The following is a 15,029-nucleotide window of genomic DNA, read 5'->3' as shown; positions in this document are numbered from 1 at the left end:
AATAATACTTTAAAAAATTCGACATTTCTCACTTTTTTGATTTGTTTCACTAGACAAATGAATTATTAATTGATGTACTTTGATTGACACACTTCAGTGTCTATTTTTATGTAAAGGTAACAATTGATGTCCAAGATTAAAGGTAATGTTAAGTGGTTTAATGAATCTAAAGGCTTTGGTTTCATTACTCCTGAAGATGGCAGTAAAGATGTTTTTGTACATTTTTCTGCAATTCAAAGCAATGGATTCAAAACATTAACTGAAGGCCAAAAAGTAGAATTCGAAATTACCAATGGTGCTAAAGGTCCTTCTGCTGCTAATGTAATTGCTATTTAAAATTATTATTAGTATTTAATTAAAAGATCGAATTCTGTTGCCTCTGAGAGTTTAAATGTTTAATTTTTAATGTTTATTAATAAAACAAAATATATCAGAATATTTTTAAATAATGAGAAATTTGTTTTAAACAAATGTTATAAAAAGATCTTAAACTATTCAGAGGCATAGAAGTATTTATTTAATGTAATATTTTTGTGCATTATAAGAAGAACGTATAAAAGGTCCACATACTACTTTTTTAAAACCTATATTAATAGCTTTTTTTCTTATTTGATTAAATTCTAAAATATTAACATATTTTTTAACAGTAATATGTTTTTTAGTTGGTTGTAAATATTGCCCTATAGTGATAATATCAACTCCATTCCATTTTAAATCATATAAAGTATTATATAGTTCTTCATTAGTTTCTCCAAAACCTAACATTAATCCTGATTTTGTTGTGATTTTAGGAAATTTTTTTTTAAACTGATTTAATAACATTAATGATTTTTTATAATTTCCAGAAGGTCTTATAGTTTTAAATAAACGTTCTACTGTTTCTATATTATGATTAAAAACATCAGGTAATGTATTTTCCATAATTTTTAAAGCTTCATTAATACAATTTTTAAAATCAGGAACTAAAATTTCTATTTTAGTATTAGGATTTTTTTTGCGTATTAATTTTATACATGTAGAAAATTGTTTAGCTCCACCATCATATAAATCATCTCTATTGACAGAAGTAATTACTACGTATTTTAATTTCATTTTATAAATAGTATTAGCTAAATTTAATGCTTCATTATTATCAATTTTTAATGGTCTACCATTAATAACATTACAATATAAGCAATTTCTAGTACATATATTACCTAAAATCATAAAGGTTACTTGTTTTTTGCTAAAACATTCTATAATATTTGGACAAGAAGCTTCTTCACAAACAGAATATAATTTATTTTTTTTTATAATAGATTTAATTTTTTTCACTTCATGAATGTTTTTTTCAGAAACTTTAATTTTAATCCAATCAGGTTTTTTTAAAAAAAATGGTTTCATATTGTTTAAATTTATTAATTTTTTATAAATATAAATAAGGTATTTAAATTTTAAAATATGACATTAATTCATATTTTACTATATTTATTTAATAATTTTATAAATTCATTAATTATTAAATTTTTTACTATAGAAATTTTAATATTAGGGACTAAATCTCTTATTTGAGTCATTTTTAATTGATGTAAACCACATGGATTAATATAAGAAAAAGGTAATAAATCCATATCAACGTTTATAGCAATACCATGTAATGAACATCCTTTAGATATTTTTAAACCTATTGATGCAATTTTTTTATTATTAATATATACACCAGGATTGTAATTAGATAATAATCTATTTGCTTTTATACCTATATAAAATAAAACATTTATTACAGTTTGCTCTAATATTGATACTAAAATTCGTATACTAATATTACGTTTTTTTAAATTAATTAATACATACATTAATTGTTGTCCTGGAGCATGATATGTAATTTTTCCACCTCTATTACTATTAAATAAAGGAATTTTATTATTAATATATAGAATATCTTTTTTTTCAGATGTTCTACCTTGTGTAAAAACTGGTGTATGTTCTACCATCCAAATTTCATCTAACGTAGATATATTACGTTGATCAGTAAAATTATTCATTTTTTCATACGTTAAAATCCACGGTTCTATACCTAAATGACGTATAAATAAATTATTTTCATAATTATACATAATTATAATAATTAATATTATTATTAATTTTAATAAAACATATTTGTTAAAATATTATTGATTTAACCAATTACTTAATAGTAATCTAATATAATCAAAAATACAAATAAAAATATTTCCTCTAGGTATTTCTTGCAAAGATATTAATGGATAACTTTTTAATATATGATTATTTATAACAAAATTAACACTTCCTAATATTTGATATTTATGTATAGGTGCTACTATTTTATTACAATTAACAAAATATATTATTTGTAATTTTTTTTCTTGACTTTTTATTATAGTTAAATATACATTTTTATTAACTCCTATAGGTAAAAAGTGATATTTACCAAAAAAAACTGGAAGAGTAGTAAATTTTTGATATTTCATTAATGGATTTATTGTTTTAAAATTTTTAAAACCCCAATTTAGTAAAATTTTACTATCTAATGTACGATTTTTTTCAGATGTTTCTCCTAAAATAACAGCTAAAAGTCTCATATTATATTTTTTAGCAGAAACTAATAAATTATAACCAGCAATTTTAGTATGTCCAGTTTTAATACCATCAACATTTAGTAAATTATCCCATAATAATGAATTACGATTCATTTGACGAATTTTATTAAAAGTAAATTCTTTTTCTTTATATAAATAATATTCATTAGGAAAATCTCTTATTAAGACCATACCCAAAATAGCCATATCTCTAGCAGAAGTATATTGTTTTAATTCATCTAATCCATGTACATTTTTAAAAATTGTATTTTTTAATCCTATTTTTTTTGAATAAAAATTCATTAAATTAACAAAATTATTTTGATTCCCAGATATATATTCAGCAATTGCAACACAAGCATCATTACCTGATTGTAATATAATACCTTTTATTAAATCTTTCACAGAAACATGTTCACCATATTTTAAAAACATTAAAGATGATCCATTAAATAATATATTACCTGAATAATGAGCATTTTTACCTATAGTTACTATATCATTGCGATCAATTTTACCCAATTCAATAGCTTTTTCTATTACATAACTAGTCATTACTTTTGCTAAACTTGCAGGATTATAATGTATATCAGCATTTTTTTCTGCTAATACTAAACCTGAATGGTAATCTATTAAAATGTATGATTTAGCATTTAAAATAGGTTTAGATACAATTTCAAAAAAATTTTCATTACTATAAGATATATAAGAATACATCATACATACAATCATTAATATTAAGTTAATTAATATCTTATAAGTATATGTAATACAATTATTTATTAATTTCATTATATGTTAAACTCTATATTTAGAATAATATTTTAAATTTCAAATGAATATAATTTTTATTATTTAAGTGTTTTCTTAAAATATATATTTTATATAATTTTCTTTAAAATAGAAATAAAATATTAATAGATTTGTTTAATATAATAAATAAAAAATTTTAAAAACTTATGTACAAGTATTTATTAAAATAAAATGAAAAAAATATTTAAATTTGCTTTAGGAATAGAATATAATGGTAGTAATTACCATGGATGGCAAAAACAAAAACAATTTCCAAATACTATACAGCAACATGTAGAAAATGCAATATCTATGATTGCAAATCATAATATAGAAATTTTTTGTGCCGGTAGAACCGATATAGGTGTTCATAGTATAGGTCAAGTTATTCATTTTGAAACTATTGCTACACGTAAGATTAGATCTTGGATATTAGGTATAAATAGTTTGTTACCTAAAGATATAGTAATTACTTGGATTATTCCAGTAATAAAAGAATTTCATGCAAGATTTAGTGCTATATCTCGTAAATATTACTATATATTATATAATAGTCAATATCGTACTGGAATTTTAAACCAATTAGTTACTCAATATAAATATAATTTAGATATCAAAAAAATGAATAAAGCAGCGAAATATTTAATAGGAGAAAATGATTTAACTTCTTTTAGATCAGTAAAATGTCAATCTAATAGTTCTTATAGAAGAATAATGCATTTAAATATAAAAAGATATAATAATTATATAATAATTGATATAAAAGCTAATTCTTTTGTGTATCACATGGTTCGTAATATAGTAGGTTGTTTATTAGAAATAGGATCAAATTATAAAAAAGAGATTTGGTTATTAGAGTTATTGAAAAAAAAAGACAGAACTAAAGCAGCAATAACAGTAAAACCAAATGGATTATTTTTAGTAGAAATTGAATATCCAAAAAAGTTTAATATACCATATTTTAATAATTTAAATTTTTTATTTAATTTATAAAAAAGTATTGATAATAAAAATATCAGTTATTATAAATTAATTTAATTAATAATTTTTATTAAATAATAATTTTATTAAAATTTATTCAATAAAAACATAATTAAAATATTTAACTTTATATATGATATTCTAAAATATATAATAAATAAAAAAATAAAAATTTGTAACTTAAAATTGAGGTTTGATATAAAAAAATAATATGTATTTAATTGATTATTTTTTAATAATAATAATTATTATTTCATCTTTAATAAGTTGGTGTAGAGGTTTTTTACAAGAAATATTATCATTATTTACTTGGTTTTTTGCATACTATTTTTCTAAAAAATATTATCATTATTTAGCTAAATACATATATAGTATTGATAGTCTATTATTGAAAAATAGTATTGCTATGTTTACTTTATTTATAATCATATTAATAATTGGTTATACATTTAATTATTATTTAAATAAACATATTCAAAAATCTTTTTTAAATAAAATAAATAAAATTTTTGGTTTATTTTTTGGAATGTTTAAAGGAGTCGTAATAATTTTAATATTTTTATATACATTAAATTATTGTAGTAATGAATTATATGAAGATTTTTTAAAAGATAAACCACAATTATTTTGTTATTTTCACTATTTTATTAAAAATTATATGAAATAAATATTACTATATTTTTTTAAATATATATAAAAAAATATTTTTTATAAAATATTCTGGTACCCAGAGCGGGAATTGAACCCGCACAACAATATATATGTCGAGGGATTTTAAGTCCCTTGTGTCTACCGATTCCACCATCTGGGCCTGTATTTCAAAAATAAAAGGCGCATTCCGGAATTGAACCGAAATAAAAGGATTTGCAGTCCTCTACATAACCATTCTGCCAATGCGCCATATATTTATTTCTATAAATAAAAATTTTTTTTAATAACTTATAGAGATTATAAAACAATATTTATAAAAATTGCAATAAATTATTATTTTAATTTATATTAAAATATAAGTTTTATATATAAAATATAATTAAAATTTTTATATTATATTTAAATAATAAAATTATAATTAAAATTATTTATTTATTATAAATAAATAATTTATTATTTTTATATTTAAATTTTTTATAAAAAAGTATTTTACTTTTTTACAAATATTTATGAGGATATCAATTTTATGATATTTAAATTAGTACTTGTTATTAATTGTGGTAGTTCTTCTTTAAAATTTGCTATAATTGATCCAATTAATAAAAAAACTGTTTTATCTGGTATTGCAGAATATTTTAATAATATTAAAGCTTATATTAAATGGAAAATAAATAATGCTGAAAAAAAATATTTTTTAACAAAAAACAGCTCTCATGGAATAGCATTAAATTTTTTAGCAAAAAAAATTTTAATAAAGTATCCAGTACTATTTAATAATATTATTGCTATTGGACATCGTATTGTTCATGGAGGAGAAAAATTTATACAATCTGTAATTATTAATGATGAAGTTATAAAAGAAATAAAAAAAGCATCTATATTTGCTCCATTACATAATCCTATCCAGTTAATCGGAATACAAGAAACATTAAAATCTTTTCCACATTTAAAAAAAAAACAAATTGCAGTTTTTGATACTTCTTTTCATCAAACTATACCTAAAGAATCATATTTGTATGGATTACCATTATCTTTTTATGAAAAACATAAAATTCGTCGTTATGGTGCTCATGGAACAAGTCACAGATATGTTTCTGAACAAGGTTCTAGAATCTTAAATAAACCAATTCACAATTTTAATTGTATTACTTGTCATTTAGGTAATGGATCATCAGTAACAGCAATTTGTAATGGTAAAAGTGTAGATACTTCAATGGGATTAACTCCATTAGAAGGATTAATTATGGGAACTAGATGTGGTGATATTGATCCAGCTATAATTTTTTATATGAATAAAAAATTAAAAATGGATATTAATTTAATTGAAAATATTTTAATTAATAAATCAGGTATGTTAGGATTAACAGATATAACTAGTGATTTTAGATATATTGAAAATAATTATATAAAAAATAAAAAAATTCAAATTGCAGTAAAAGTATTTGTTCATCGTTTGTCAAAATATATAGCTTCTTATACTGTATTAATGAATAATAAATTAGATGCTGTTATTTTTACAGGTGGTATAGGAGAAAATAGTATTTTAATTAGAGAATTAACAATAAAAAAATTAAAAATATTAGGTATGAATATTAATAAAAAACTAAATATAGATATGAAACATGGTAAGTCAGGATTAATTAATAATAGTAATAGTATTCCAATTTTAGTAATACCAACAAATGAAGAATTACTCATTGCACAAGATACATTTATTACTATTCATAATTAAAATTTTTTATATAATTTTAATAAATTTTTAAAAAAAGGAGTACATAATTATGTCAAAAATTATCATGTCTATACCTGTAAATATTGATGTTAATTTTTTTACAAGTGTTAATTTAGGATTAATTCATAATTTACAAATGCAACATTTAACATGTAAATTTTTTAAACCTATTTCTCATATAGAAAACAATGTTTTTGATTATACAAAAAAAATTTTAATGAAATATTCTAATATAGAATGTATAAAATCATTAAATATTAAAATATTAAATAAAAATATAAAATATAACAATATTTTAGATAACATTATTAAAAATTATTATTTGAATACAATAAAAACTGATATCATTTTAATAGAAGGATTAATACCTATATATACAGAACAAAAATTGTTATTTAGTTTAAATTGTGAAATAGCAAAAATTTTTAATGCAGATATAATTTTTATTACATCAATGTTGAAAACAAATAATTTTGAACAAATAAAATCAAAAATTAATTTTTATTTTAAAAATTTTGTAAATAATAAACAATTATATAATGCACATTATATTATACGTAAATCTTTTAAAAAAAATTATAATCCTTTTTTTTATTGTTATAATTTATTACAAAATAATAATACAGAAAAATTAATTACTAATAATATATCTAATATACTAAAATTAAATACATCTTTTATATATATTCCATGGGGAAATATATCTAATATATTTAAAATAAATATAATTGAAATATGTCAATATTTAAATTGTAATATAATTAATATTGTTAATAATTGTGAAATTAAATCTACTATTTTTATTAATAATGATTTTATATATAAACAATATTTTTTCGAAACTTTAATTATTCTTTCTATTAAAAATATAAATTTATTAAAAAAATTATATAAAAAAATTATTAATGGAAGTATTATTACAGCAATTTTATTTACTGACTATGAAATAGTAAATATTATTAAATATAATATTATTAATGATTTTATTAATTTAAGTATAAAAAATAAAATAACATTGTTAAATATAAATTTAAATATTTGGGAAATATATTCTCAATTACAAAATTTTAATAAAAATTATTTTCCAATAAAAGATAAATTATTAATTAATAAAATTAAAAATTATACATCAAAATATATAAATAAAATTATTTTATATAAAAATATTAAAAATTATACAAATAATGATTATATTTCACCATATATTTTTAAATATAACATAATAAAACAAGCACAAGAGATAAATAAATCTATTTTATTACCAGAAGGTAATGAATTACGTATTATACAAGCAGCATCTATATGTGTAAATCAAAAAATTGCTAACTGCATATTATTAGGTAATATTAAGGAAATAGAAAGTATAGCAAAGTTACACAATATTATTTTAAATAAAAAAATTAATATTATTGATCCTAACCATATCAGAAAAAATTATATTCAATCTGTTATCAAAATAAGAAAACATAAAGGTATTGATGAATCAACAGCAGAAAATTTGTTAAAAAATGATATGTTTTTAGCTACTATAATGTTAAAACTAGGTGAGGTAGATGGCATAGTATCTGGTGCAAGACATACAACTGCTAATACAATTAGACCTGCATTGCAAATAATTAAAACTCTACCTCAATATTCTTTAATATCATCTATATTTCTTATGTTACTAAATCAAGGAGTATTAATTTATGGTGATTGTGCTATCAATCCAAATCCTAATGCTAAACAATTAGCTGAAATTGCAATTCAATCTGCTGAATCTGCTAAATTATTTAATATTAAACCTAAAATTGCAATGGTTTCATATTCTACAGGAAATTCTTCTACTGGACAAGATGTTGATCTTGTATTTAAAGCAACTAAAATTATTCAAAATAAATATCCTAATTTAGTTGTCGATGGACCATTACAATATGATGCAGCAATAATAAAAAATGTTGCTAAATATAAATCACCACATTCTTTAGTTGCTGGTAAAGCAAATATTATTATTTTTCCAGATCTTAATACAGGAAATATTACATATAAAGCAGTACAAAGATCATCTGAAACAATATCAATTGGACCAATATTACAAGGTATAAATAAACCAGTAAATGATCTTTCAAGAGGCGCTACTACTGAAGATATTATTTATACTATAGTTATAACATCTATTCAATCAATAAAAAAATTATAAAATAATATTATATACTTTTTAAAAAAAATCTTTTTTGAAATTTTATATTTTCATTAAATTCATAAATTATTGGTATTCCAGTAGGTATATTTAAATTAACTATATCATCATTGTTAATATTTTCTATATATTTGATTAATGCACGTAAAGAATTACCATGTGCTACGATAATAATACGTTCTCCATTTTTTATTTTATATAAAATATCATTTATCCATATATCTATTACTCTTTTTAAAGTAATTGATAAACTTTCTGTTAATGGTAATTCATAATCTTCTAATTTAGAATATTTAGAATCATATCTTGGACATCGATGATCTTCCATAGTCAAAGACGGAGGATTAATATCAAAACTACGTCTCCATTTATGTACTTGTTTTTTTCCATACTTTTCAGTTATTTGATCTTTATTCATTCCTTGTAATGCTCCATAATGTCTTTCATTTAATTTCCATGTTTTTTTAACTGGTATCCACATTTGATCTAGTTCAGTTAAAATTAACCATAAAGTATGTATAGATCTTTTTAAAACAGAAGTATAAGCATAATCAAATTTAAAATTATAATTTTTTAATATTTTTCCTGCTTGTTCTGCTTCAATTATTCCTTCTTCAGATAATCCAATATCATACCATCCAGTAAAAAGATTTTCTTTATTCCATTTACTTTGACCATGGCGAAGTAATACTAATTTTATAGTTGACATAAATTACCTTTATATAAAAACATGTAAATATGTAAATTTAATAATGATTAAATATCAAAAGAAAAACCACAATTACAAGTAGTTTTAGCTTGTGGATTACGAATAATAAATTTTGATCCTTCAATATTTTCAATATAATCAATTGTAATACCAAACAAATATTGCATGCTAATCGAATCAATTATAATTGAAAATTCTAATAATTTTATTATTATATCTTTTTTACTAATTTTTTCATCCAAGATAAATTCATATTTAAATCCATTACATCCACCACCAATTATAAATATTCTAAATTTCATTTTTTTATTTTTTTTTTTTGAAATAAAATATTTAATTTTCTTAATAGCTTTTTTTGTAATCTTTATTGATGTATTTATTAAATTATTTCTCATTATACTCTGTATCAGTAGATTTTAAATATTATTTATTTTATGATGTAATCTTGATTTATGACGTGAAGCTTTATTTTTATGTATTAAACCACGACGTACTTGTTTATCAATAACAGATTGCATTTGTTTAAATGCTATTTGTATAATTTGTTTATTTTTCGTTAATAATGCATTATTTACTTTTTTTATAAAAGTACGTAACATCGAACGATAACTCATATTATTTTTTCTTTGTTTTTCAGATTTATTTGCTCTTTTTTTAGAAGATTTAATATTAGCCATTTTTATTTCCTTAAAATATTATTAATATAATTTTTATATTAAAAATTAATATATTTTTATAATTATATAAATTTTTATTACAGTATATCTAAAAAATTATCTTTAATAAAAGAAATTTTTTATGAATTCAAATTTAATTTAATTACATATAATAATATATGATAATATTCATTAAAAATTATTATAAATAATAAATTTATATATAAATAAATAATATTTATTAATTATTTTATAATTAAAAATATATTTTTTCAGGAAATATTTATAATATGAAAAATAGATTCAATTTAAATTTACCAAATACTAAATTTCCAATGAAAGCAAATCTTGCTATAAATGAATTAATTACATTAAAAAAATGGGAAAATGATAATTTATATCAGAAAATACTTGATTCTAAAAAAGAAAAAAAATTTTTTATTTTACATGATGGACCACCGTATGCTAATGGTAATATTCATCTTGGACATGCTTTTAATAAAATTTTAAAAGATATTATTATTAAATCTAAAAATATGAATGGATATAGCACTCCGTTTATTCCAGGATGGGATTGTCATGGTTTGCCTATAGAACAAAAAGTAGAACAAAATTTAAATATATTAAACAAAAAAATTTCTCAATCAAAATTAAGATTAGAATGTAGAAAATATGCATTAAAACAAATAAAAAAACAAAAAAAAGATTTTATTAGATTAGGTGTTTTAGCTGATTGGGAAAATCCATATTTAACTATGGATTTTAAAACAGAAGCTAACATTATTAGAACCTTTAGTAAAATATTACAAAATAATCATATATATAAAGGAGAAAAACCAGTACATTGGTGTACTTCTTGTTGTTCTTCTTTAGCCGAAGCAGAAGTAGATTATGTAAATAAAAAATCATTGTCATTATACGTAAAATTTAAAATTATTAATATTGATTTTTTAAAATCTTTTTATAATATAAAAAATGATTTTAATATTTCATTATTAATATGGACAACAACACCATGGACAATACCTGCTAATAAAGCTGTAGCGATACATCCTAATATTAAATATCAACTAATTAAAATTAATAATGAAATTATAATTATTGCTAAAAAATTAGTTAAAAAAATAATGCAAAAATCCAAAATTTTGGAATGGAATATATTAGGTGAAATTAAAGGATCTTTTTTTAAAAATATTTTTTTATATCATCCTATGAATAATAACTCTACACCATTAATTATTACTAATTATATTTCGGAAAATTCAGGAACAGGAATTGTTCATATTGCTCCAAATTATGGTTTAGATGATTATAATATATGTATTAAAAATAACATTAAAGGAATAAATATAATTAATAAAAAAGGATTTTTTATGAAAGGGATCCATCCTAATTTAGATTATATTAATATATTTAATTCTGATAAAATCATTCAATTAATTTTAATTAAAAAAAAATCATTATTTTTATCAGAAAATTATTTACATAGTTATCCATATTGTTGGCGTCATAAAATACCTGTTATTTTTAAAGCTACACCTCAATGGTTTATTGGTATGGATAAAAATAAACTTAGAGATTTAACATTAAAAACTATGAAAAAAGTAGTATGGATGCCTAATTGGGGTTTTAATAGGATGCATACTATGTTAATTAATAGACCAGATTGGTGTATATCTCGCCAACGTTTTTGGGGTGTCCCAATCCCATTATTCATTCATAAAAAAACACAAAAAATACATCATGATTCTATCAACTTAATAGAATCTATAGCAAAAATTATAGAAAAAAAAGGAATACAGTCATGGTGGGATTTAGATATAACAAACTTTTTAGGTACAGATGCAATAAATTATGAAAAAGTACTAGATGTATTAGATGTTTGGTTTGATTCTGGATCTACTTATTATTCAGTTATTTCAAATATAAAATATTTAAATAAAGAAAAAATTGATGTTTATTTAGAAGGATCTGATCAATATAGAGGTTGGTTTATTTCTTCATTGATAATTTCTACTTCAATAGAAAATAAAGCACCATATAAAACAGTAATTAGTCATGGATTTACTGTTGATAATCAAGGTAAAAAAATGTCTAAATCTTTAGGTAATATTATTCATCCTCAAAAAATAATAAATTTATTAGGTAGTGATATATTAAGACTATGGGTATCTTTAACTGATTATTCTAATGATATTTGTATTTCGGAAAATATTTTAAATAAAACTACAGAAATTTATAGACGTATTCGTAATACAGCAAGATTTTTATTATCTAATTTAGATGAGTTTATTCCTGAAAAAAATATGTTGCAAGAAACAAATATGTTAATATTAGATAGATGGATTATAAATAAAACTAAATTAACACAAAATTATATAATTAATAATTATAATAATTATAATATACAAAATGTAATAAAAAAAATAGTCAAATTTTGTTCTATTGACATGGGTTCTTTTTATTTAGAAATTATTAAAGATAGACTATATACTTTTAAAAAAAATAGTATAGCTAGATTAAGTAGTCAAACTGCATTATATTTAATAATTGAATCATTAGTAAGATGGATAACACCTATATTGTCTTTTACTGCAGATGAAATATGGAATTATATACCTGGTAAAAGATCAAAATATGTATTTACAGAAGAATGGTATTCTGGATTATTTGAATTATCTTCCTATGAAAAGATGAATAATAATTATTGGGAAAATTTATTTAAAGTAAAAATTGAAATAAATAAAATTATTGAAAATGCAAGAGAAAAAAATATTATAGGTAGTTCTTTAGAAGCAAATATTATTTTATATCTAAATACAAATATTTATAATAAATTACTGTTATTAGGTAATGAATTAAAATTTTTTTTATTAGTTTCTTCTGTTACTATTATAGAATATAAAAATAATTGTAATAATAAATTAATAAGTAAATTTAAAATCACAAAAGTTATTGGAAAAAAATGTTTAAGATGTTGGTATTATTATATTAAACTTACTAATAATATTTGTAATCGTTGTATACAGAACGTTGAAGGAACTGGCGAAATACGTTTTTTTGTTTAATATTTAAATATTACTATAATAATATTTATGAAATATTTTAAAATAAATAATTATTTAAATTTAATAATTATAAGTATTATAATATTCATTGATTTAATAAGTAAATTTTTTATTTTTCAAAAATTTAATTTATATGAATCTTATTATATTAATTCTTATTTAAATTTATATTATATTAAGAATTATGGTATAATATTTGGAATTTTTGGTGAATCAAATAAATATAATTTAATTATTTTATTTTTCAATATTTTAATATTAATTATATTATATTATAAAAATATAAAACAGAAATCTATAATTTTTATGTATAATTTAGTTATTGCAGGATTATTAGGTAATTTAATTAATCGAATTATTAATGGTTTTGTTATAGATTTTATTGATGTGCATATAGGAAATTTTCATTATCCTATTTTTAATTTAGCTGATATCTCAATAGTTATTGGTGTTATATTTTTAATTATTTATTAAATTTAAATTATTTTAAATATAATTTAAATTAATAATAATTATGATTTTCAAAAAATTAATATTTATTAATAGGTTGTTATAATATGAAAAATAAAGTTCGTCTAGCTATATCTGGTATTAATGGTCGTATGGGAAAAAATTTATTAACAATTATAAATCAAAATCAATATAATTGTGTTTTAAATGGTATTTTAGAATCTAAAAAATCATTAGTAATTAATGATAATATTCAATACACATTTAATAAAAATATATTATATAATTTATATATACAAGATAATATTATAAACATAATAGATGATTTTGATACATTAATTGATTTTACAAATCCTAAATCAACATTAAATTATATTAATATTTGTAGTCAATATAATAAAAATATTGTTATTGGTACAACTGGTTTTACTGAAAAAGAAAAAATACAAATAAAAAAAATGTCTAATAAAATTGGTATTGTTATGTCATCTAATTTTAGTATAGGAATTAATATAATATTTACAATATTAAAAAATATATCTAAAATTTTTAATAAACAAAAAAATATTATAGATATTGATATTATTGAAAAACATCATAAAAATAAAATAGATTGTCCTTCAGGAACAGCATTATCTATAAAAAATATTATTTCAAATTATTTCAATCATAAAATTTTTAATAAAGTTAATTGTCATTCTATAAGAGCTGGTGATATTTATGGTGAACATCAAATAATTTTATCTTCTATCGGCGAGCAAATTGAATTAATACATAAAGCTTCTAATAGATTAACTTTTGCTGAAGGAGCTTTAAAAGCTGCTGTATGGATTTCTAATATCCAAAAAAAAGGAATATATGATATGTGTGATGTTTTAGAACTATAAAAAATTAAATATTATTTTTTATAATTTACTTATAACCTTAAAAAATCCATATGATATATTTTAGTTAGTTGATAAGGATGATATTGAATACCAGAAATTTTAACTCTAATGAGTCTATTATTTTCATCAACTAATTGTAATATCTGATATTTGTTATTTAATAAATAATGATTTATACTTAATAAATCTTTATTTTTAATAAAAATAGGTATTTCTTTTTTTTTATTACCATATATTATGGCTGGTATTTTACCATTAATACGTAACCATTTATTTGTTTTTTTTCCTGTTATATTTCTTTTAAAAATTTTTATTTTATTCATTGTGTTCTCAAATAATTATATT

15 protein-coding genes and 2 tRNA genes are annotated in these 15,029 nt (G+C 19.4%); 8 read left to right on the top strand and 9 right to left on the bottom strand.

Going from position 1 to position 15,029, the window contains the following annotated elements; genetic code table 11:
• Nucleotides 1-126: 126 nt before the first annotated feature.
• Nucleotides 127-336: a transcription antiterminator/RNA stability regulator CspE gene (gene cspE, locus GJT81_RS00400; protein ID WP_168820002.1), complete on the top strand. Its 210-nt coding sequence runs from the start codon at nucleotides 127-129 to the stop codon at nucleotides 334-336.
• A 177-nt stretch (nucleotides 337-513) separates the two neighbouring features.
• Here the strand turns inward: cspE and lipA are convergent, their stop codons facing one another.
• The 3 genes from lipA to GJT81_RS00385 form a co-directional block, all read right to left on the bottom strand.
• The gene (gene lipA, locus GJT81_RS00395; protein ID WP_169785383.1) at nucleotides 514-1,383 is read right to left on the bottom strand and encodes a lipoyl synthase; all 870 of its coding nucleotides are present in this window, start codon (nucleotides 1,381-1,383) and stop codon (nucleotides 514-516) included.
• Between the two features lie 68 nt (nucleotides 1,384-1,451).
• Entirely contained in the window at nucleotides 1,452-2,096 is a 645-nt protein-coding gene (gene lipB / locus GJT81_RS00390) for a lipoyl(octanoyl) transferase LipB (protein ID WP_169785382.1), read from the bottom strand.
• A 54-nt stretch (nucleotides 2,097-2,150) separates the two neighbouring features.
• Nucleotides 2,151-3,371 carry a serine hydrolase gene (locus GJT81_RS00385; protein ID WP_169785381.1) on the bottom strand — a complete coding sequence of 407 codons (1,221 nt, stop codon included), beginning with the start codon at nucleotides 3,369-3,371 and terminating at the stop codon, nucleotides 2,151-2,153.
• Between the two features lie 192 nt (nucleotides 3,372-3,563).
• Between GJT81_RS00385 and truA the strand changes: the two genes are divergently transcribed.
• A complete protein-coding gene (truA, locus tag GJT81_RS00380) occupies nucleotides 3,564-4,364 on the top strand; it encodes a tRNA pseudouridine(38-40) synthase TruA (RefSeq protein WP_169785380.1) in 801 nt (266 codons plus the stop codon).
• Nucleotides 4,365-4,563: 199 nt separating this feature from the next.
• On the top strand, nucleotides 4,564-5,019 hold the full coding sequence (locus GJT81_RS00375) for a CvpA family protein (RefSeq protein ID WP_169785379.1): 456 nt from the start codon (nucleotides 4,564-4,566) through the stop codon (nucleotides 5,017-5,019).
• Between the two features lie 54 nt (nucleotides 5,020-5,073).
• Here GJT81_RS00375 and GJT81_RS00370 read toward each other — a convergent pair.
• Both GJT81_RS00370 and GJT81_RS00365 read right to left on the bottom strand, forming a co-directional pair.
• A tRNA-Leu gene (locus GJT81_RS00370) sits at nucleotides 5,074-5,163 on the bottom strand.
• Between the two features lie 18 nt (nucleotides 5,164-5,181).
• Nucleotides 5,182-5,252, bottom strand: a tRNA-Cys gene (locus tag GJT81_RS00365).
• Between the two features lie 277 nt (nucleotides 5,253-5,529).
• Here GJT81_RS00365 and GJT81_RS00360 point away from each other — a divergent pair.
• Complete coding sequence (locus GJT81_RS00360) at nucleotides 5,530-6,735, top strand: acetate kinase (protein WP_169785378.1); 1,206 nt, start codon at nucleotides 5,530-5,532, stop codon at nucleotides 6,733-6,735.
• Between the two features lie 49 nt (nucleotides 6,736-6,784).
• Entirely contained in the window at nucleotides 6,785-8,914 is a 2,130-nt protein-coding gene (gene pta, locus GJT81_RS00355) for a phosphate acetyltransferase (protein WP_169785377.1), read from the top strand.
• Nucleotides 8,915-8,921: 7 nt separating this feature from the next.
• Here pta and gpmA read toward each other — a convergent pair whose 3' ends face one another.
• Genes gpmA through rpsT form a run of 3 tightly spaced genes read right to left on the bottom strand, consistent with a single transcriptional unit; the run spans nucleotide 8,922 to nucleotide 10,300 of the window.
• Complete coding sequence (gene gpmA / locus GJT81_RS00350; RefSeq protein WP_169785376.1) at nucleotides 8,922-9,623, bottom strand: 2,3-diphosphoglycerate-dependent phosphoglycerate mutase; 702 nt, start codon at nucleotides 9,621-9,623, stop codon at nucleotides 8,922-8,924.
• 47 nt (nucleotides 9,624-9,670) lie between these two features.
• Nucleotides 9,671-10,018: an iron-sulfur cluster insertion protein ErpA gene (gene erpA, locus GJT81_RS00345; protein ID WP_169785375.1), complete on the bottom strand. Its 348-nt coding sequence runs from the start codon at nucleotides 10,016-10,018 to the stop codon at nucleotides 9,671-9,673.
• A gap of 21 nt (nucleotides 10,019-10,039) precedes the next feature.
• Entirely contained in the window at nucleotides 10,040-10,300 is a 261-nt protein-coding gene (gene rpsT, locus GJT81_RS00340) for a 30S ribosomal protein S20 (RefSeq protein WP_169785374.1), read from the bottom strand.
• Between the two features lie 269 nt (nucleotides 10,301-10,569).
• On the opposite strand from rpsT, the gene ileS reads away from it, so the two are divergent.
• The 3 genes from ileS (at nucleotide 10,570) to dapB (ending at nucleotide 14,684) form a co-directional block, all read left to right on the top strand.
• Nucleotides 10,570-13,347, top strand: coding sequence for an isoleucine--tRNA ligase (gene ileS, locus GJT81_RS00335; RefSeq protein WP_169785373.1), 2,778 nt, complete (start codon nucleotides 10,570-10,572; stop codon nucleotides 13,345-13,347).
• A 27-nt stretch (nucleotides 13,348-13,374) separates the two neighbouring features.
• Nucleotides 13,375-13,821, top strand: a complete 447-nt coding sequence (lspA, locus tag GJT81_RS00330; protein ID WP_169785372.1) for a signal peptidase II — start codon at nucleotides 13,375-13,377, stop codon at nucleotides 13,819-13,821.
• 83 nt (nucleotides 13,822-13,904) lie between these two features.
• Nucleotides 13,905-14,684, top strand: a complete 780-nt coding sequence (dapB, locus tag GJT81_RS00325; RefSeq protein WP_169785371.1) for a 4-hydroxy-tetrahydrodipicolinate reductase — start codon at nucleotides 13,905-13,907, stop codon at nucleotides 14,682-14,684.
• A gap of 29 nt (nucleotides 14,685-14,713) precedes the next feature.
• Here dapB and GJT81_RS00320 read toward each other — a convergent pair whose 3' ends face one another.
• A complete protein-coding gene (locus GJT81_RS00320; RefSeq protein ID WP_169785370.1) occupies nucleotides 14,714-15,007 on the bottom strand; it encodes a hypothetical protein in 294 nt (97 codons plus the stop codon).
• Between the last annotated feature and the right edge of the window lie 22 nt (nucleotides 15,008-15,029).

The organism is Enterobacteriaceae endosymbiont of Plateumaris consimilis (assembly GCF_012563145.1).
Classification (GTDB): domain Bacteria; phylum Pseudomonadota; class Gammaproteobacteria; order Enterobacterales; family Enterobacteriaceae.
Note: the sequence above shows the minus strand (reverse complement) of the source record. Positions and strands in the feature narration are given on the sequence as shown.

Excerpts from the sequence above, each read along its gene's own strand:
- GJT81_RS00320 (WP_169785370.1), bottom strand. The coding sequence starts at position 15,007 with ATGAATAAAATAAAAATTTTTAAAAGAAATATAACAGGAAAAAAAACA.
- GJT81_RS00360 (WP_169785378.1), top strand. The coding sequence starts at position 5,530 with ATGATATTTAAATTAGTACTTGTTATTAATTGTGGTAGTTCTTCTTTA.
- GJT81_RS00375 (WP_169785379.1), top strand. The coding sequence starts at position 4,564 with ATGTATTTAATTGATTATTTTTTAATAATAATAATTATTATTTCATCT.
- gpmA (WP_169785376.1), bottom strand. The coding sequence starts at position 9,623 with ATGTCAACTATAAAATTAGTATTACTTCGCCATGGTCAAAGTAAATGG.
- rpsT (WP_169785374.1), bottom strand. The coding sequence starts at position 10,300 with ATGGCTAATATTAAATCTTCTAAAAAAAGAGCAAATAAATCTGAAAAA.
- lspA (WP_169785372.1), top strand. The coding sequence starts at position 13,375 with ATGAAATATTTTAAAATAAATAATTATTTAAATTTAATAATTATAAGT.
- erpA (WP_169785375.1), bottom strand. The coding sequence starts at position 10,018 with ATGAGAAATAATTTAATAAATACATCAATAAAGATTACAAAAAAAGCT.
- lipA (WP_169785383.1), bottom strand. The coding sequence starts at position 1,383 with ATGAAACCATTTTTTTTAAAAAAACCTGATTGGATTAAAATTAAAGTT.
- dapB (WP_169785371.1), top strand. The coding sequence starts at position 13,905 with ATGAAAAATAAAGTTCGTCTAGCTATATCTGGTATTAATGGTCGTATG.
- GJT81_RS00385 (WP_169785381.1), bottom strand. The coding sequence starts at position 3,371 with ATGAAATTAATAAATAATTGTATTACATATACTTATAAGATATTAATT.
- lipB (WP_169785382.1), bottom strand. The coding sequence starts at position 2,096 with ATGTATAATTATGAAAATAATTTATTTATACGTCATTTAGGTATAGAA.
- ileS (WP_169785373.1), top strand. The coding sequence starts at position 10,570 with ATGAAAAATAGATTCAATTTAAATTTACCAAATACTAAATTTCCAATG.
- truA (WP_169785380.1), top strand. The coding sequence starts at position 3,564 with ATGAAAAAAATATTTAAATTTGCTTTAGGAATAGAATATAATGGTAGT.
- cspE (WP_168820002.1), top strand. The coding sequence starts at position 127 with ATGTCCAAGATTAAAGGTAATGTTAAGTGGTTTAATGAATCTAAAGGC.
- pta (WP_169785377.1), top strand. The coding sequence starts at position 6,785 with ATGTCAAAAATTATCATGTCTATACCTGTAAATATTGATGTTAATTTT.